This window comes from Lachnoclostridium sp. An181 (assembly GCF_002160325.1).
Taxonomy (GTDB): Bacteria; Bacillota; Clostridia; order Lachnospirales; family Lachnospiraceae; genus An181.
This window is the reverse complement of the sequence record NZ_NFKJ01000014.1, coordinates 39,830-58,272: the sequence shown is the minus strand read 5'-3', so window position 1 is coordinate 58,272 and position 18,443 is coordinate 39,830. Positions and strand designations below refer to the sequence as shown.

At 43.9% G+C, this 18,443-nt stretch carries 18 protein-coding genes; 16 read left to right on the top strand and 2 right to left on the bottom strand.

What is annotated here, in order from left to right:
• Positions 1 to 22 precede the first annotated feature (22 nt).
• Genes nrdR through B5F18_RS09405 form a run of 5 tightly spaced genes read left to right on the top strand, consistent with a single transcriptional unit; the run spans position 23 to position 3,462 of the window.
• On the top strand, positions 23 to 475 hold the full coding sequence (gene nrdR, locus B5F18_RS09425; RefSeq protein WP_087157414.1) for a transcriptional regulator NrdR: 453 nt from the start codon (positions 23 to 25) through the stop codon (positions 473 to 475).
• A 39-nt stretch (positions 476 to 514) separates the two neighbouring features.
• Positions 515 to 1,417 (top strand): aldose 1-epimerase family protein, encoded by a 903-nt coding sequence (locus B5F18_RS09420; RefSeq protein WP_087157413.1) that lies wholly within the window; start codon positions 515 to 517, stop codon positions 1,415 to 1,417.
• Between the two features lie 3 nt (positions 1,418 to 1,420).
• A complete protein-coding gene (gene truA / locus B5F18_RS09415; RefSeq protein WP_087157412.1) occupies positions 1,421 to 2,182 on the top strand; it encodes a tRNA pseudouridine(38-40) synthase TruA in 762 nt (253 codons plus the stop codon).
• On the top strand, positions 2,179 to 2,931 hold the full coding sequence (locus B5F18_RS09410) for an exodeoxyribonuclease III (protein WP_087157411.1): 753 nt from the start codon (positions 2,179 to 2,181) through the stop codon (positions 2,929 to 2,931). The genes truA and B5F18_RS09410 overlap by 4 nt, the downstream gene beginning before the upstream one ends.
• Positions 2,932 to 3,462 (top strand): isochorismatase family protein, encoded by a 531-nt coding sequence (locus B5F18_RS09405; protein WP_087157410.1) that lies wholly within the window; start codon positions 2,932 to 2,934, stop codon positions 3,460 to 3,462.
• An 88-nt stretch (positions 3,463 to 3,550) separates the two neighbouring features.
• Here B5F18_RS09405 and B5F18_RS09400 read toward each other — a convergent pair whose 3' ends face one another.
• Positions 3,551 to 4,303 carry an SDR family NAD(P)-dependent oxidoreductase gene (locus tag B5F18_RS09400; RefSeq protein ID WP_087157409.1) on the bottom strand — a complete coding sequence of 251 codons (753 nt, stop codon included), beginning with the start codon at positions 4,301 to 4,303 and terminating at the stop codon, positions 3,551 to 3,553.
• Positions 4,304 to 4,432: 129 nt separating this feature from the next.
• On the opposite strand from B5F18_RS09400, the gene B5F18_RS09395 reads away from it, so the two are divergent.
• From B5F18_RS09395 to B5F18_RS09345, 11 genes are all read left to right on the top strand, one after another.
• Positions 4,433 to 6,052: a response regulator transcription factor gene (locus B5F18_RS09395; RefSeq protein WP_087157408.1), complete on the top strand. Its 1,620-nt coding sequence runs from the start codon at positions 4,433 to 4,435 to the stop codon at positions 6,050 to 6,052.
• The gene (locus B5F18_RS09390; protein WP_087157407.1) at positions 6,049 to 7,770 is read left to right on the top strand and encodes a cache domain-containing sensor histidine kinase; all 1,722 of its coding nucleotides are present in this window, start codon (positions 6,049 to 6,051) and stop codon (positions 7,768 to 7,770) included. Before B5F18_RS09395 ends, B5F18_RS09390 begins: the two co-directional genes overlap by 4 nt.
• Entirely contained in the window at positions 7,757 to 8,722 is a 966-nt protein-coding gene (locus B5F18_RS09385; RefSeq protein WP_087157406.1) for a substrate-binding domain-containing protein, read from the top strand. Before B5F18_RS09390 ends, B5F18_RS09385 begins: the two co-directional genes overlap by 14 nt.
• A gap of 133 nt (positions 8,723 to 8,855) precedes the next feature.
• On the top strand, positions 8,856 to 9,956 hold the full coding sequence (locus B5F18_RS09380) for a galactose ABC transporter substrate-binding protein (protein WP_087157405.1): 1,101 nt from the start codon (positions 8,856 to 8,858) through the stop codon (positions 9,954 to 9,956).
• 106 nt (positions 9,957 to 10,062) lie between these two features.
• Positions 10,063 to 11,559, top strand: a complete 1,497-nt coding sequence (locus B5F18_RS09375; protein ID WP_087157404.1) for a sugar ABC transporter ATP-binding protein — start codon at positions 10,063 to 10,065, stop codon at positions 11,557 to 11,559.
• A 14-nt stretch (positions 11,560 to 11,573) separates the two neighbouring features.
• Positions 11,574 to 12,638: a galactose/methyl galactoside ABC transporter permease MglC gene (locus tag B5F18_RS09370; RefSeq protein ID WP_242955837.1), complete on the top strand. Its 1,065-nt coding sequence runs from the start codon at positions 11,574 to 11,576 to the stop codon at positions 12,636 to 12,638.
• Positions 12,639 to 12,657: 19 nt separating this feature from the next.
• Positions 12,658 to 12,852 carry a hypothetical protein gene (locus tag B5F18_RS09365; protein ID WP_087157403.1) on the top strand — a complete coding sequence of 65 codons (195 nt, stop codon included), beginning with the start codon at positions 12,658 to 12,660 and terminating at the stop codon, positions 12,850 to 12,852.
• A 308-nt stretch (positions 12,853 to 13,160) separates the two neighbouring features.
• Positions 13,161 to 13,706 (top strand): HD domain-containing protein, encoded by a 546-nt coding sequence (locus B5F18_RS09360; protein ID WP_087157402.1) that lies wholly within the window; start codon positions 13,161 to 13,163, stop codon positions 13,704 to 13,706.
• A 162-nt stretch (positions 13,707 to 13,868) separates the two neighbouring features.
• On the top strand, positions 13,869 to 14,126 hold the full coding sequence (locus B5F18_RS09355) for an HPr family phosphocarrier protein (protein WP_087157401.1): 258 nt from the start codon (positions 13,869 to 13,871) through the stop codon (positions 14,124 to 14,126).
• Positions 14,127 to 14,323: 197 nt separating this feature from the next.
• Positions 14,324 to 15,937, top strand: coding sequence for a phosphoenolpyruvate--protein phosphotransferase (gene ptsP / locus B5F18_RS09350; RefSeq protein ID WP_087157400.1), 1,614 nt, complete (start codon positions 14,324 to 14,326; stop codon positions 15,935 to 15,937).
• 24 nt (positions 15,938 to 15,961) lie between these two features.
• Positions 15,962 to 16,777, top strand: a complete 816-nt coding sequence (locus tag B5F18_RS09345) for a hypothetical protein (protein WP_087157399.1) — start codon at positions 15,962 to 15,964, stop codon at positions 16,775 to 16,777.
• Here B5F18_RS09345 and abc-f read toward each other — a convergent pair.
• A complete protein-coding gene (abc-f, locus tag B5F18_RS09340) occupies positions 16,761 to 18,242 on the bottom strand; it encodes a ribosomal protection-like ABC-F family protein (protein ID WP_087157398.1) in 1,482 nt (493 codons plus the stop codon). The two genes, B5F18_RS09345 and abc-f, sit on opposite strands and share 17 nt — an antisense overlap.
• Between the last annotated feature and the right edge of the window lie 201 nt (positions 18,243 to 18,443).

The window sequence follows — 18,443 nt, the reverse complement described above, 5'->3', positions numbered from 1 at the left end:
TTGGAAGAAAGGTGGAACGACCATGAAGTGCCCATATTGCAGTCACCCGGATACAAGGGTCATTGATTCCAGACCTGCGGACGACGGAAATTCCATCCGCAGGAGACGTTCCTGCGATGTATGCGGAAAGAGATTCACAACATATGAAAAAGTAGAGACGATCCCGCTTATTATCATTAAAAAGGACAACAGCAGGGAGCAGTATGACCGTGCGAAAATCGAGGCCGGGGTTCTGCGCGCATGTTATAAAAGACCGGTTTCTGCCGATGAAATTCAAAAGACGATCAACGAGGTAGAGACCGCTGTGTTTAATCGGGAGGAAAAAGAGATCCCAAGCAGCGTGGTAGGCGAGATCGTCATGGACAAATTAAAGAGTCTGGACGAGGTAGCCTATGTAAGGTTTGCATCTGTGTACCGTGAATTCAAAGATGTCAATACATTCATGGATGAGATCAGAAAAATATTGGATAAATAAAGAGGGGCAGCCCTCTTTTTTGATGAAAGGAGAAAGGCAATGAACTATAAGATTGAGAACAAGTACCTGGAAGTTGAAATTGCGGACCTTGGAGCTGAATTGCAGTCCATCGTGAGAAAATCGGACGGGAAAAATCTTCTTTGGAACGGGGACAAAACATATTGGGGAAGGCGTTCCCCTCTTCTCTTCCCTACGATCGGCGTGTGCAAGGAGGGCAGCTATCTGTATGGAGGGAAAGAGTATGAGATAGGTAAGCACGGATTTGTAAAAGACAGAGTATTTGAGGTGGTAAGACAGGAAAAGGACGAGCTCTGGTTTGGCCTGAAGGCAGATGAGGAGACGAAAAAAAGCTATCCGTTTGCATTTGCGCTGAGCGTTGGGTATGTACTGAAAAATAGCAGGATGCGCGTTTACTGGAAAGTGGAGAACAAAGGGGAAGAGACAATGTATTTTTCCATTGGCGGACATCCGGCATTCAACATCCCGATCGACGGATCAAAAAGAAGTGAGAATTTCCTGAAGTTTAAAGGCGTAGAGAAATTAGTCTCCACTGCAGTAAACTTAGAATACTGCCTGATCGATGAGGAAAAGAAAGACACGATTGCATTGATACCGGACGGCAAAGGAAACGGATATCTTGCTCTCACGGGACATTTGTTTGACAACGATGCGCTTTTGATGGAAAACAGCCAGATCAATGAGATCACATACTGTACACCAGAGAAGAAAGAGTATCTTACCGTATCTTTTGAGACGCCGATCGTAGGTGTTTGGTCCATGCCGGGAGACGACGTCCCATTTGTGAGCATCGAGCCTTGGTACGGAAGAGCGGACGGACTTTCTTTTAACAGAAAACTGGAAGATAAGTGCTGTGGAAATGTGTTGGATGCGGGCGGCACATGGCAGAAATTTTACGAAATTGAAATTCACGAAGAGGAGTAAAGGGTGAGGACCTACAAGATCATAGTCTCCTATGACGGGAAAAACTATCAAGGGTGGCAAAGGCAGAGCACCACAGGAAATACCATTCAGGGAATATTGGAGGGATCACTTTCGGACGCGGTCGGATATCCTGTCAGGATTCACGGTTCCGGGAGAACAGATGCAGGGGTGCATGCTCTTGGCCAGACCGCAAGCTTTGAGGTCTCCAGGAAACTGGATGAGGAAAACATTCTTTTAAGTTTGCAGGAAAACCTGCCCTCGGATATCTGTGTGTACAGGATCGAGCTTGTAAAGAATGGTTTTCATGCAAGACTTTCAGCTGCGGAAAAGAAATATGAGTACCATATTGACAGAGGGATTTATCCGGATGTGTTTTGGAGAAAATATGCATTCCATCATCCAAAGCATTTGGATGTGGAAAAGATGAGACACGCAGCCATGTTTCTTCTCGGCAGTCATTGTTTTTCTGCCTTTTGCGATAAAAAAGAGGAAAAGTCCAACATCCGGGATATCTATGCTATCGAATTTCGGGAAGAAGGAAATTTACTGCACATTACTTATCATGGAAACGGATTTTTGTACCATATGGTGCGCATACTGACAGGGACATTGCTGGAAGTGGGAAGAGGGGAGAAAACGGCAGAAGATATCCCGGTGATCCTCGCCAAAAAGAAACGGGAGAATGCAGGATTTCTTGCCCCGGCCCACGGATTGTTTTTAAAAGAAGTCATCTATAAAAAGACCAAGACGGAGGATAGAGAATGAAACTGATATCATGGAATGTAAATGGGATCCGCGCCTGTGTGCAAAAAGGGTTTCTGGATTTCTTTGAGAAAGCGGATGCAGATATTTTCTGTATCCAGGAAACAAAGATGCAGGAAGGACAACTTGTTCTTGAACTTAAAGGATATCACCAGTACTGGAATTATGCACAGAGAAAAGGGTACTCCGGAACCGCTGTGTTCACGAAAAAGGAGCCATTGTCCGTTGCCTATGGGATTGGCATGGAAGAGCACGACAAGGAGGGGCGGGTCATCACTTTGGAGTTTGAGGGGTTTTATCTGGTGACAGTATACACGCCGAACTCTCAAAATGAACTTGCAAGACTGCCTTACCGGATGCAGTGGGAAGAGGATTTCCTCGCTTATCTGAAAAAGCTGGAGGAGAAAAAACCGGTTGTATTTTGCGGAGATCTCAATGTGGCCGCTGAGGAGATTGACTTGAAAAATCCAAAGACAAACCGGAAAAACGCTGGGTTTACGGATGAGGAGAGAGAAAAATTCAGGGAGGTAAAGCGTGCCGGATTTATTGACACGTTCCGCTATTTTTACCCGGACCAAGAAGGCATCTATTCCTGGTGGTCCTACCGATTCAGTGCAAGAGCAAAGAATGCAGGGTGGAGAATTGACTATTTCTGCGTATCCGATTGCCTGAAAGGCCGTTTAAAAGATGCAAGGATATTGACGGACATTATGGGTTCTGACCATTGTCCTGTGGAATTGGAGATGGAATAGATGAGAATTGAAAGGGATAAGGCCGTTGTTGTGGCTGTGGATTATCAGGAAAAACTGATGCCGGTCATGTCAAAAAAGGAGGCGCTTTTGGAGCACTCCATGATCCTTTTAAAAGGAGTCCACATGCTGGAGGTGCCGATCATCGTGACGCAGCAGTACACGAGAGGGCTTGGCGATACGGTAAAGGAAATCCGTGAAGTCGTTGAGTCGGACGAGTATGTGGAAAAAATTTCATTCAGTGCATGGGAGGACATCAGAGAGCTCACAAAGGGAAAAAAATTTGTCATCTTGTGCGGAATAGAATCTCATATCTGTGTGCTGCAGACGCTGATTGATGCCAAAGCGGACGGCATGATTCCTGTGCTTGTGACGGACTGTATTTCCAGCAGGAAGGAAACGGACAAAGAGTATGCTATAGAGAGGGCAAAGCAGGAAGGAGCCATAGTAACCACATATGAGGCGCTGCTTTTTGAGCTTTTAAAAGAGGCAGGTACAAAAGAGAGCAGAAAGATACAAAGACTTATCAAATAGATGGGAGTATTTGACCATAAAAATGACGTAAAAGGGGGATACCATCGCAGATGGTGTCTCCTTTTACGTTATAAAGATATCTTGAGGCTTACAAAAATCCGCCATCAAAGCCAATGACCTGACCTGTTAAATACTGTGGACTTCCGGCAAGTTCATATATCATCTGTGCGGTTTCCCAAGGAGATGCAAAACGTCCCATCGGAATCTCCTCTTCCAAAGTCTTTCGCTCTTCCTCTGTGAAGGAGGAGTTCATAGATGTGTCGACACACCCGCACGCCAGAGCGTTCACTTGGATATTGCTGGGAGCAAGCTCCTTGGCAAGTGCGCGTGTAAGCCCGTGAACTCCGGCTTTTGTAGCTGAGTAGGCTGCCTCACAGGAAGCTCCGGATGTGCCCCACATGGAGGAGATGTTGATGATCTTTCCGGATTTTTGGGATACCATGGCAGGGATTGCACAGCGGCAGCAGTAAAAGACAGAAGACAGATTTGTGTCGAGTAAATGTCTCCAGTCTTCATTTGTCATGTCAGTAAGAAGTCCTAGATAGGAAATCCCGGCATTGTTTACAAGTACATCCAGGGCAGGTGTGCCGTTTAGGGAAAGGCAGGATTTTGAGATATGCCGGAAAAGCTCCTCCACGGTATTGGGATCCGAGACATCTCCGGGCAGCATTTCACAGGAGCCAAGTCCTTCCTCCTTGATCTGACGGAATACATTTAGAAGATCATCGCTTTGTTTCCGGCCGTTGAGAAATACATGCCATCCGTTGCGGGCAAAGAGGAGGGCGCAGGCTTTTCCGATGCCTCTGGAAGAGCCGCTTATAAAAATGGTTTTTGTAGACATAAGATACCTCCATGAATGAAAAAATGATAGTATAATTCTAACATAGTTTGGAATTAAATGTTTGATAATTTGGGAGAAAACGATATAATCATATATGATAGTGAAAAGGACAGGAGAGGATAGAATAGAATGTATACGGTACTGATTGCAGACGATGAAGAGGAATTGAGAAAAGCTGTCATACAAAAAGTCGATTGGGAAAGCGCTGGGTTTACAGTGGTAGGTGAAGCGGAAAATGGTGCAGAAGCTTTGGAGTTGATAGAACAGCTTGGACCAGACCTTCTGATCACGGACATAAAAATGCCGTTTGTTTCCGGCATTGAACTTGCAAGGCAGGCAAGAGAAATCCGTCCTTCCATGCAGATTGCCTTTTTGAGCGGATACGACGACTTCCGGTTTGCCCAGAAGGCCATCCAGTACAATATCATCAGCTATATGCTGAAACCAATCTCAGCAAACGAGCTGACTGAGGAAATGAAAGTAATAAAAGAGAAGATAGACCAGAAGTTTGAAGATTTAAAAGGAACCAATCTGGGATATCGGGAAGACAGGATCCGGCAGTTGGAGCAGGAAGAATTTTTGATGCCCATTTTTATGGATGCGGAAGCTCCGTTTGCAAAATCAGCGGAGGATGTGGATTCCCTGGAAAAAAAGGCAGTGGATCTTGGGGTGAGAAAAAATATTGGTGAAGAATTTCAGTATGTTGTTGTGGTCACACTGTTGGAGGATGATAAAAGAAAGAATAAAACAGGGCCAGAGCATGTAAACTTTGTCAGTCAGATTTTGGATAAATATGTGACATCCAGCAGTTTTTACTCCAGAGGAAAGATTGTTACTCTGATTTCTGCCACTGCACGCAGTATCCACAAATACCTTCATATTTTATCCATGGAAGTGATCCAAAGTGCGGAGAGGATCCTGGATTTGAAGTGTGCAATGGGGGTCAGCCATCAGTTTGACCAGCTTACTTTTGCAGGTGCAGCTTATGAGGAGGCTGTGGCGGCGATACAGTATGTGGATGAAGAGAGTGAAGTACAGTTTATTTCTGACATCTCGCCCGAGCAGGCGATAAAATATGAAGGCATTGAGGAGACGGTCGCGAAATTGGACCATCTGATAAAGACAGGGGAGCGCTGGGAAATAGAGCGGTTTTTAATGGGACTTTTTGAGGAGATGGAGGAGGATCGGACATGGAAATACAGCATTGATTTTTTGATGGTCCAGATTTTATCCTGTGTCTACCGCACAGTCAATATGGCATCAGAGCCGGAGGCGGCAGCTGAATTTTTGCGGAGGTGTTCTATCTGGAATGAGGATGATGATGCCGGAACAAATGAATCGATCAAACAGAAAGTCATCCAAATCTGTGTTCAGGCGAGAAACCAGATCTCCAGTCAGAGGAAGGCAAACTCGGAAGTGATCTGCGACAGGGTCTTAAGGCTGATAGATGAAGAGTATTCGGATACATCACTTTCCATGGCAGTGGTCAGCGATAAGCTGCATGTGAGTGCGAGCTATCTGAGTGCGATCATCAAAAAGAATACAGGTGAGACGTTTGTCAGTCTTCTCACAAGGAAACGGATGGAAAAGGCAAAAGAATATCTTTTGTGCACATCCATGAAAGTGCTGGAGATATCTACGCAGTGCGGATACAGTGAACAGCATTATTTCAGCTATTGTTTTAAACGATTTTACGGGCTTTCACCGAATAAGATGCGTGAGGAAGCCGCAAAGGCGGAAAAAGTATGAGAAAGAGAAAAAGAGAAATATCGTTGTCAGCCATGCTCGCCATCAGTATCGGAGGCCTGTGTCTGTTTGTCATCCTTGCGCTTGCCCAGATGTTCATCAGTATGAGTAAAAGAAATCTGATGAGCTCTGCACAGGAAAACTCGAGGCAGGTTGTGAGTCAGGCATCGGATACGATCGAAATCACCAAACGGGGAATGGAGAAGGATTTGGAGAACATTATTTCCGGAATTTCCACACTCAGTTTCTCGGAGGATATCCAAAATCAGCTTGACCTGTCCTCTGGTACAAGAAATGATATTGCAGCTATATTTATCTTTAATAAAGAAGGAAATATTCTGCATTACGGTGCGAACGGAAAAACATTGAAGTCCGGAGCCGGCAATCTCTCTTTTAATAAGGGAATATATGAAAACGCGGACAAATACATTATCATGGAACCGCATGTACAGAATGTGTTTGCAGGAGAATATCCGTGGGTAGTGACAGTGGCGCGGCAGGGCAGACTTAAGTTTTATCCTGAGGAGGTTTATATTGCCGTTGATTTTCAGTTTTCTTCTCTTGCATCCTATGTGGACAATATCAAGATAGGACAAAGAGGGTATTGTTTCATTATGGATGAAAGGGGAGAAATCGTATATCATCCGCAGCAGCAGGTGCTCTTTGCAGGGATGAAACAGGAGGATGCGCAAAAGCTGAGCCGGTTAAAAGACGGGGTGCATCCGCAGGAAGATGTTATTTACGCAATGGAAACACTGGAGAGCGGTGACTGGAGAATCGTAGGTGTAAGTTATACGTCTGAGATGATAGATGAACAGATCGGGCGTATCGCCTCAGTGGTGTTTGCGATTGCATTTGCAGGCATTCTCCTGTCAGCGGGAATTTGTATCGTGTTCTCCAGGATTTTGTCAAGACCCATCCGGAATCTGGCAGGTGCAATGCAGGAGTTTGAGACAGATGTGGAAAAATTTGATTATCAGATGGACAGCAGGATTTCAGAGGTGAGCTCTCTGTCCTCGTCATTTGCACATATGGTATATATGATCCGGGAACTCATCAATAAAGTAAAGACAGAGGAGATTTCATTGAGAAAGACGGAGCTGAAGGCACTGCAGGCGCAGATCAATCCACATTTTCTGTATAATACGCTCGATTCCATACAGTGGATGTGTGAGCAGGAAAAGACAAAAGATGCGGTGAAGATGGTGGGCGCCCTTGCCAGGCTTTTTAGGATCAGTATCAGCCGCGGCAAAGAATTGATTCCTATCATAGATGAGATCAATCACGCAAAGAGCTACCTTGTAATTCAAAGCTACAGATATAAAAATCAGTTTACCTATGAGTTTATTGTAGATGAAACCATTCTTGATTATTTGTGCAACAAAATTACACTGCAGCCGATTCTGGAAAATGCCATTTATCACGGGATAGGAAGAATGGTTGACGAAGGAAAGGTCACGGTCATTGCAAAGCGCGAAGAGAACGATATTGTATTCAGTGTAGAAGATAATGGCGCGGGTATGACAAAAGAGCAGTGTGAGAGTATATTAAAAAAGGAAAGAAGTGACAGCAGCGGCATTGGTATTAAAAATGTGAATGACAGAATAAAGATATTTTTTGGTGATGAGTATGGAATTTGGATTGAGAGTGAGCTGGATGTTGGCACTACCATAACGATCCGTTTTCCAATAATCAAGGAGGCTCCGGATGAAACAAAGTAGAAAAAGATTGATCCTGCTCGTTCTCTCCCTGGTGGCCATGACCTGCGGTTTAGGGTGCACGGACAGGAAGAATGAAAGAAAAGAAGTTGCTATGATCACAAAATCCACTAATTCTTCTTTTTTCAAAAGCATGTATGCCGGCGCAAAATCCGCAGCCGCAGAGTTTAATGTGGAGCTCCAGTACGAAGGACCACAGCATGAGGAGGATTTTGAAATGCAGAATGTGATGATAAAAAATGCGATTGACAGGGAGGTTGATGCTATCATCATATCTGCCATTGATTACAACCAGTCTGTAGAGCTTTTGGACAAGGCTGCAGACAGCGGGATCAAAGTGGTCGTTGTGGACAGTGATGTCAATTCGGACAAGGTGTCGCAGAGGATTGGCACGGACAATTATGCGGCAGGGCAGCAGGCGGCAGAGATACTGCTGAAAAAAGGAGAGGGCAATCTTCGGATCGCAGTTGTAAATTTTGATGAAAATACTGAGAATGGACAGGAAAGAGAAAAAGGATTTCTTGACACCATCATAAAAGAACCGGGAGCGATCATAGAAAAACGGATCAAAGTTCCGTCTGACCGGGTGGAGACAAAAGAGAGGACTATTGAGATGCTCAAGGAAAATCCCAATATCGATGCGATCGTCACATTCAACGAGTGGACTACGCTTGGAGTTGGAGATGCAGTGAAGGAGATCGGACAACAGACAGATATCGCAGTTGTGGGGTTTGACAATCATATAGCTGCGATCGAAATGCTGGAGGCAGGAACGATTGACGCGCTGATCGTACAGAATCCATTTGCCATGGGGTATTTGGGCGTGAAGTCTGCGTGGGAGCTCTCTACTGGTAACAGAGGGGCCAGCGAGAAAAAAGTAACTGAAACCGTCACTGTGACAGAAGAAAATATGTTTGATTCAAAGTGCCAGAAATTGCTTTTTCCGTTTGAATAATAGCTGAAGGTATAAAATTACATTAAAAAAGTTGAATTTTATACCTTTTTTATAAAATTTTCTATTTCAGTATAGCCTGAAATTTACTATACTATATTCACGAGCTAATCTTAAACAAAAAGGAGGACATATTATGAAAAAAGCAGTTAGCGTATTATTGGCTGCAGCGATGACGGCAGCTTTAGTTGTTGGATGTGGCAGCGGCGGAGACAAATCCGGAGGAGATGGCGGCAGCAAGTCCGCAGGAAATGTACATGTATTTTACTACAGCTACAGTGATGCATATATTTCCACAGTAAGAACAGCACTTGACAAACAGTGGGAAGACCTTGGAATCAAGTACACAGACTATGATGGAAATGGTACGCAGCAGACACAGACTGAGCAGGTTCAGACAGCATTGTCAAGCGGAGCTGACCTTCTTGTAGTAAACATCGTAGAGACAGGATCTGACGATGCAGCTAACACAATTATCAATGCTGCAAAAGAAAAAGATGTACCTGTTATCTTCTTCAACCGTGAGGTTTCTGACGAAGTTGTAAACGGATATGACAAATGTGCTTTCGTTGGAACAGATGCAGCTGAGGCAGGACATATGCAGGGTGATATGATCGGTAAATACCTTGTTGAGAACTTTGATAAAGTTGACCTGAACAAAGACGGAAAGATTTCCTATGCAATGTTCAAAGGACAGGAAGGTAACGCTGAGGCAAATATGAGAACACAGTATTCTGTAGAAGATGCTGACAAAGTTTTGGAACAAAACGGAAAAGCAAAACTGGAATACTATGATACAAGTAACCCGAACAAATACCAGGTTGACCAGGATGGACAGTGGTCTGCAAAAGCAGCTCAGGACTACATGGCAACAGCACTTGGAAAATACAACGATGCAAGCGGAAACATGATCGAGCTTGTTATCTGTAACAATGACAACATGGCTGAGGGTGCTATTTCCGCTCTGCAGACAGTCGGATACAACAAAGAAGGCGGAGACAAGACAATCCCTGTATTCGGTGTAGACGCTACAGATGCAGCGAAATCTTTGATTTCCAAAGGCCAGATGGTTGGTACAATCAAACAGGATGCTGAAGGTATGGCAAAAGCTATCGCAACATCCGCTCAGAATGGTCTTGGCGACAAAGACTTGTTAGACGGAATGGATGATTATACAATTGATGAATCCGTTGCAAAAGTTCGTATCGCATACCAGACATACCTTGGAGAAGAATAAGCAGAATAGTTTGTTTTAATCAGCATATATTGCAGAATCAAAGGACGCAGCGTCCATTTAGATGGAGCCTGCGTCCTTAAATATCTAAGGTAGGGAGAGGTGAACTATGAGCGACGTATTATTGGAGATGAAGGACATCAGTAAAGAATTTCCTGGTGTCAAAGCGCTGGACAATGTGTCATTGACAGTGCGAAAAGGTACAGTACATGCACTGATGGGCGAGAACGGTGCCGGAAAATCCACATTGATGAAATGTCTGTTCGGCATGTACAAAAAAGACAGCGGACATATCTATCTGGAAGGAAAAGAAATCGATTTTAAGACATCAAAAGAAGCGCTGGAGAGTGGTGTGGCAATGGTGCACCAGGAGTTGAACCAGGCGCTGAAACAAAATGTAATGGATAACCTCTGGCTCGGGCGTTACCCAAAAATCGGAGGAGTGATCACCTCTGAAAGACAGATGTACAAAAACACGATGGATGTGTTCAAAGAGCTGGGAGTAAATGTTGACCCAAAACGTATCATGAGTACCATGCCGGTATCTCAAAGACAGATGGTTGAAATTGCAAAGGCAGTATCTTTCCACTCAAAAGTCATTGTATTTGACGAACCTACTTCTTCGCTGACAGAGAAGGAAGTAGAGCATCTGTTTAAAATTATCAATATGCTGAGAGACAGAGGTTGTGGCATTATCTATATCTCTCACAAAATGGACGAAATTTTGAGGATTTCCGATGACATCACAGTCATGCGAGATGGTAAGTGGATTGCCACAAAACCGGCAAAAGAACTTACGATGAACGAGATCATCAAACTGATGGTAGGTCGTGAGTTGACAAACTTATATCCTCCGAAGGAAAACAAGATTGGAGACGTGGCTTTGCAGGTAAAAGGACTTACAGCCATGTATTCACATATCAAAAATGTATCATTTGAGTTACATAAGGGCGAGGTGCTCGGAATCGCCGGACTGGACGGTTCGGGCCGTACAGAAGTATTGGAGAACATTTTTGGTGTTGCTACGAGAAAAGAAGGCGAAATTTACCTGAATGGAAAACAGGTGAAGAACAGAAATGCTGTGGAATCCATCAAGAATGGTTTCGCATTGTTGACAGAAGAAAGAAGAGCGACTGGTATTTTCGGGATCAGAAATATCCGGGAGAATACGGTTATTTCCAGCCTTAAGAAATACAAGAATAAAGCAGGTCTTCTCAGCAGCGGAAAGATGAAAGAAGACACTGCATGGTCTATCAACGCGATGAGGATCAAAACTCCATCCCAGGAAACACAGATTCGTTCTCTGTCAGGTGGTAACCAGCAGAAGGTTATCCTTGGAAGATGGCTTTTGACAGACCCGGATGTACTTCTTCTCGATGAGCCTACGCGTGGTATCGACGTTGGAGCGAAATATGAAATTTATCAGCTGATTCTTGATTTGGCTAACCGTGGAAAATCTGTCATCATGGTATCTTCCGAAATGCCGGAGCTTCTCGGTGTATGTGACAGAATTCTTGTTATGTCCGGCGGTAGACTTGCCGGAGAAGTAAGCGCTGCAGAGACAAACCAGGAAGAAATCATGACATATGCAGCAAAATATGTATAGGGAGGAATGAGAAAATGGCTGGACGTATGAAGACACGTATGCAAGAAATTAAAGCAATGGACGCAAAAGATAAAAGAAGGTTTTGGAAAGAGACTTTGCTGAACAACTCTCTTTACATCTTTATCGTGATTGCGATCATCTATATTCAGATTCAGGCACCAGGATTCCTGGCACCTGCATCCATCATCAACATTATATCACTTTCCGCAGCAGCGATGCCTTTGGCACTTGGTGTTGCCGGAACGATCGTATTGACAGGTACTGACCTTTCAGCTGGTCGATGCGTTGGGTTGACAGCCTGTGTATCTGCATCCTTACTTCAGATGTCAGATTATGCAAACAAAATGTTCCCAAATTTGCCGGAAATTCCGATTATCGTTGTTTTGCTTGCAGTAGTTGCAATTGGTGCGATCGCAGGTCTTGTAAACGGTTTTTCGGTTGCAAAATTTGGACTTCACCCATTCATCGTAACATTGGCTACACAGTTGATCTTATACGGAATCGTTTTGATCTACCTTATGAATGGAAATAACAATGGTCAGGCTATTTCCGGTCTGGATGAAAGATATACATCTTTCATTAAAGGTACACTGTTCACGATCGGTGGAACAGCTGTTCCAATGTATGTATTGTACGGTATTCTTTTGACTGCTTTGATGTGGGTGATCTGGAACAAAACAGCATTTGGTAAAAATATGTTTGCAGTAGGTTCCAACCCAGAGGCAGCAAATGTGTCTGGTGTAAATGTTAACAGAACGATCACAGGAGTATTCGTTCTTGCAGGTATTATGTACGGTCTGTCAGGTTTCATTGAAGCAGCACGTATCGGTTCTAACTCTGCAAGTACAGGTTTCAACTACGAGCTGGATGGTATCGCTGCCTGCGTTATCGGTGGTGTATCTTTTGTAGGTGGTATCGGTAAGATCAGCGGTATCGTACTTGGTGTTTTGATCCTGAAACTTATCTTCACAGGATTGAACTTCTTGAGCGTAAGTGTTAATATGATTTACATCATCAAAGGTATCATTATCCTTGTTGCATGTGCAATCGACATGAGAAAATACTTAGTACGTAAATAATGAAGAGAGGCTGATCAAGATGGAGAAAGAGATGGAGAAAAACATAGAAGTGGAAGATATTGAGATAACGGAGAAGGAGGTGCCGGAGCTGACCTTTAAAAAGGCAGAAGGCGGTTTGTATGGAGATGCAAAAATACCGGTGAAGATTCTGGACGGGATTATCGCAGGAGGAATCATTTTTATGCTGATCATCCTTTTTTCTTCGGTGGCCTAGTAAAAAATCAAAACTTATGTCCAGGTGACATTGAGACAGATAAGGAAAAATGCTATAATAACGATATGTTATTATAGCATTTTTTATTTTATTCTATAGGAGAGTCCTTATGCCTTTCCTATAGAATAAAAACACTCCGGGCAGGATGCACACACCGCAATAGGTTATTTACCGCTCAGCGGTATTGCGGCGGCGCGCAAAGTGCCAAAGTCCCTCAAGAGTGAGGAGAAGGGAGAGTTGAAGCGGGTTTGCCCGCTTTGGTGTCAGGGACTGTGCGTAAGATGATTGTAGGAGAGAAGGGCGTTTGAATGGTGGATAAGGCAATTGAATTTGCGACAAAGGCTCATGAAGGACAGTTTAGAAAAGGGACAAAGAGGCCGTACATTGTACATCCGATCGAGGTCGGGGACATTGTGGCATCCATGACTTCCGATGAGGAAGTCATAAGTGCAGCTGTACTGCATGATACGATTGAGGACTGTGAGGGTGTGACAGAAGAACTGTTGACACAGATATTTGGCAGCAGAGTGGCATCCCTTGTTGTACAGGAGAGTGAAGATAAATCCAAGACGTGGGTGGAGCGGAAAGGTGCCACGATCGAGCGGCTTAAAAATGCGGATTTTGAGATGCAGATGATAGGGCTTGCGGACAAGCTGTCTAATATGAGAGATATCAACAGAGATTATCCTGTGTGCGGGGAAAAGTTGTGGGATAGATTTCGGATGAAGGATAAAGACATGATCGGATGGTATTATAAAGGAGTCAGAGACGCCCTTTGTGAACGGTTTTCAGGAATCCCGGCCTATGAGGAATATTGCATTCTTGTGCAAAAGAATTTCGGCGAGAGCAGATAGGAGCTTTGTTTTTGTGTGTAGTAAAATTTAAAACGAAAAAAATACCGATTCTTCAAGGTAAGATTTGACAAGTGGCAAAACTTTGTGCATAATAAAAATAAAGTTAAATTAGAAAAAATACAGAAAGTATGAAATTTATTCAGGTGTAGGAGGGAATATACAATGGTATCATTCAACTATGTAATCAAAGACGAACTTGGAATTCACGCAAGGCCGGCAGGAATGCTTGTAAAAGAAGTGGCAAAACTGTCAAGCACAGTGACGATCAAAAAAGGTGAGAAATCCGGAAATGCAAAAATGATCTTTGGGATTATGGGACTTGCTGTAAAATGCGGAGATGAAGTTACTGTGACAATTGAAGGTGAGAATGAAACTGCAGACGCAGAGGTAATCAAGGCGTTTTTTGAAAATAATCTGTAAGAGATTTGACTGGTAACAGGCAGTAGAACCAATTGTTTCTATTGTTGTTAAAGATAAAAGCCTGAATGGAGCTGCTCCATTCAGGCTTTCACTTAAGTATCCCTAAACAGGAGGGATTGAGACGTATAGCCGCCGGATGGAAGAGCATCCGGTGATCTGGCGTTGAGAAAAAATACGCAGGAAGGCGGGCATTCGGTATGAAAATGTTAGAAGGTAAAGTTGTATTTTCCGGTATTGCTATCGGAAAAATATCCGTGTTGAAAAAAGCGGATCAGAGTATACGCAGATGGAAAGTGGAGGATGTAGAGGCTGAGAAACAGCGTGTAAAAGCTGCCAAAAGAAGGGCAGTGGAACAACTGCAGAAACTGTATGAGAAAGCAGTACAGGAAGTGGGCGAGTCAGGAGCAGCTATTTTTGAGGTACATCAGATGATGCTGGATGACGATGGATATATGGAGTCTATCTACAATATGATCGAAACGGAGAACGTAAACGCAGAGTATGCAGTTGCATCCACAGGGGATAATTTTTCTGCAATGTTTTCTGCAATGGATGATGAGTATATGAAGGCAAGAGCTGCGGATGTAAAAGACATCTCTGAACGTGTTATCCGCATTTTGATGGGAAAAGATGACAACGATGTGGAGAGTGATGAACCGGTCATCGTGGTGGCGGACGATCTGGCGCCAAGCGAAACAGTACAGATGGACAAGAGCAAAGTGCTTGCATTTGTGACAAAGTTTGGTTCCTCTAATTCACATACGGCAATTCTTGCGCGTACGATGAATATTCCGGCACTGATCAATGTGGATTATACAGAAGATATGGATGGAAAAATGGCAATCGTGGACGGCAAGAAGGGCTGTCTTTTGATCGATCCGGACGAGGAGACATTGGAAAAATACCGTGCGGAAAAAGAAGAGGAATTAAAACAGAGAGCAATGCTCAAAGAACTCAAAGGAAAACCGACTGAGACAAAGAGCGGACGCAAGATGAACCTGTATGCAAATATTGGTAATCTCTCCGATGTTGCGTCTGTCCTCCAAAATGATGCCGGCGGAATCGGACTTTTCAGAAGTGAATTTATCTATCTGGAGAAAGATACATTTCCGACAGAGGAAGAACAGTTCCAGATTTACAAGACCGTTGCCCAGAACATGGCGGGAAAGAAGGTAATTATTCGAACATTGGATATCGGTGCAGATAAACAGGTGGATTACTTTAATATGGAACATGAAGAAAACCCGGCTATGGGTTATCGTGCAATCCGTATCTGCCTGACACAGCCGGAAATTTTCCGCACACAGCTGCGCGCGCTTCTCAGAGCAAGTGTATATGGTACGATTTCTGTGATGTACCCGATGATCATCTCAGTGAGTGAAGTGAAGAAGATAAAAGAAATCGTGGATCAGGTGAAAGCGGAACTGAAAGAAGAAGGGATTCCGTTTAAGGATGTCGAGCAGGGGATCATGATCGAGACACCTGCAGCCGTCATGATCAGCGAAGAACTGGCAAAAGAAGTGGACTTCTTCAGTATCGGAACAAACGATTTGACCCAGTACACGCTGGCGATTGACAGGCAGAATGCAAAATTGGATGATTTCTATGATTCTCACCATGAAGCAGTGTTGCGCATGATTCAGATGGTTGTGGATAATGCCCACAAAGCAGGAATCTGGGCAGGAATCTGCGGCGAACTCGGCGCGGATATGACATTGACAAAACGGTTTGTGGAGATGGGAGTGGATGAACTCTCTGTTTCTCCGACATTTATCTTGCCAATCCGAAAAATTATCCGCGAAATGGAGTAAGATTTAAGGAAAGGAAGATGAAAGATGAGCTGGCTTAGGATCAATCACACTCCGACATTGAATGACTGGCCGTTGGAGTTGGAAAAAAAAGAGGATATTCCGGAAAAATACAGGGAATTCCTGTCAGGATGGAAGGAAGAGGGAAGTAGGGACTATATCGTGAAAGTTCCCAAACTCCCGTACCGAAAATCGTATTATGAATATTTACTCTGTGTCAGAGATGGAGAGGTGTTGATCCTAAAGGATTTAGCGGCATCTGGAATACAAAAATACAGTCTGACGCGGGAGATGGTAGTCTATATTGCTCATGTGACAGAACTTCTGTATAGCAGGATTGATATGTTCGTATGGAAAGACGGAGCACTGCAGTGTATAGATTTTGCTTTCAACCGTACCACATGGGCGTTGTTTGCGCCGGCGCTCAACGAGCTGCTCGGTATCAATCGGACATTCCGGTATCAGGATGAAATTAAGGTGGACAGCCGTCCGGAACATTTGTTTAAAGAGCAGCATGGATTATACCATTACTGTACGTCATCCTACCGCCTTGGGGACACCATCAAAAAATGCGCGTGGAGTGGGTATAAGATTCCATTCTGGAAACGCATAGGCAAACCTCAGGACTCCTGCGTGATGTGGTGTGAGATGGAGCGCGGTATGTATATGCTGGATATCTCCACCTACGGCACTACAGATTACTATTTCCCTTGGAAATATTGGAGTGCAGATAATGATCTGCACTCCACGGATATGAAGGAATGGAGCGTCAATGTTCGGGAGAATGACACAAACACAGTAAGAGTAAAATCCTACCAGCTTAAGGCTATGAAAAAGAAATGATCCTTGTCGCGATTTTTTCCTGAAAATAGCTGTCATGTTCAATGAAAAGCAGTGTGGGTTCATATTTGACCAGCAGTTCTTCAAGCTGGATCCTGGAAAAAATATCAAGATAATTAAGTGGCTCATCCCACAGGTAAAGATGTGCTGATTCGCAAAGACTTTTTGCGAGCAGCACTTTTTTCTTTTGCCCTGCGCTGAACTGTTCCATCTGTTTTTCAAACTGTGAGCGGGCAAAACCAAGTTTTCTGAGAATGGTGAAAAAGAGGCTGATGTCAATTCCACAATCCGCGGCATAGTCCTTTAAGGGTCCCATTAAGAAGTCTGCATTTTGCGGCACATAGGAAATCTTAAGTCCGCCGGCAGTGGTCACACATCCAAAAGACGGAACAAGGTCTTTTAAGATAAGGCGGAACACCGTGGATTTTCCGCAGCCATTTGGCCCGTCAAGGCAGACGCGCTCTCCTTTGTTAAGCTCCAAAAAGAAATGCTCCAGCACAGTATGTTTTCCGTAGGAAAGGGAGACATCCACAAGGGACAGCAGCCTTTCATGGTGAAAGATCAGAGGCGAAAGTTTCAGGTCATCCGCACTTTCTAAATCCTGAAAAAGAGCAGCCTTTTCTTCGTATGCAGTTTGCCGGCGTTTTTCAATGGACTTGGAACGTTTCATCATTTTGGCCGCTTTGTGTCCGATGTATCCCCTGTCAGGGCGCAGCCCGCCATTTTGGGTGGCATATTTTGTCTTCTCCACCTCATTAGACCATCCGGCTGTTCTGGTGGCAGCCTCTTTTAAGTGCCTGATCTCTTTTTTGAGTTTTGCGTTTTCGGCAGTCTCAAATTGTTCATGTTTGAGTTTGTTTTCATACCAGGAAGAAAAATTTCCCTGCTGGATGCCGATGGTCTTTTTGTTGATGTAAAGGACATGATCAATACAGGTGTCGAGAAATTTTCTGTCATGGGATACGAGTATAAATCCTTTTTTCGTATTCAGATACCTGGCGATCAACTCTCGGGCCTCCTCATCCAGATGATTGGTTGGTTCATCGATCAGGAGAAAACGGTTTTCCCGCAAAAATAAGATGGCGAGCAAAACCTTAGTCTGCTCTCCAAAACTAAGCATTTCAAAGGTTCGGTACAGCACATTTTCCGAAAGATGCAGAAGATGAAATTCTTTCACAAGACGCCAGTGTTCGTAGTCAGGGTAGATCTGTTCAATGATCTCATACGTATATTTTGTCTTGTCAGGCACCTCATACGGAAAATAGGAAAATTCCACGGATGAAGAAAGGGTGCCACTGTAGGGAAATTCTCCGAGAAGAAGGCGAAAAAGTGTAGTTTTTCCCCGTCCGTTGCGGCCGATCAGGCCAAGTTTCCAGTCTGTGTGGAGACAAAGGGACACATGGTCAAAAATAGAGTCCCCGCTTGTCTCATAGGAAAACGATAAATTTGAAATTTGTATCATAGACAATAGAATCCCTCCCATTTTTCAATCATTAACATTATTTTCAAAAATAAAAATGGACCGCAGAAAAGTATTCTGGCAGTCCATTTGGAGAGCATGCTATGCCCTTCTCAAAAGAATCCTGGAATGTATACTTTCCTGCGGGCACAATAAAACAGCTCTTTTGTCAAAAGAGGAATCCGTCTGTTTTGATTGTGCCATAAAAAT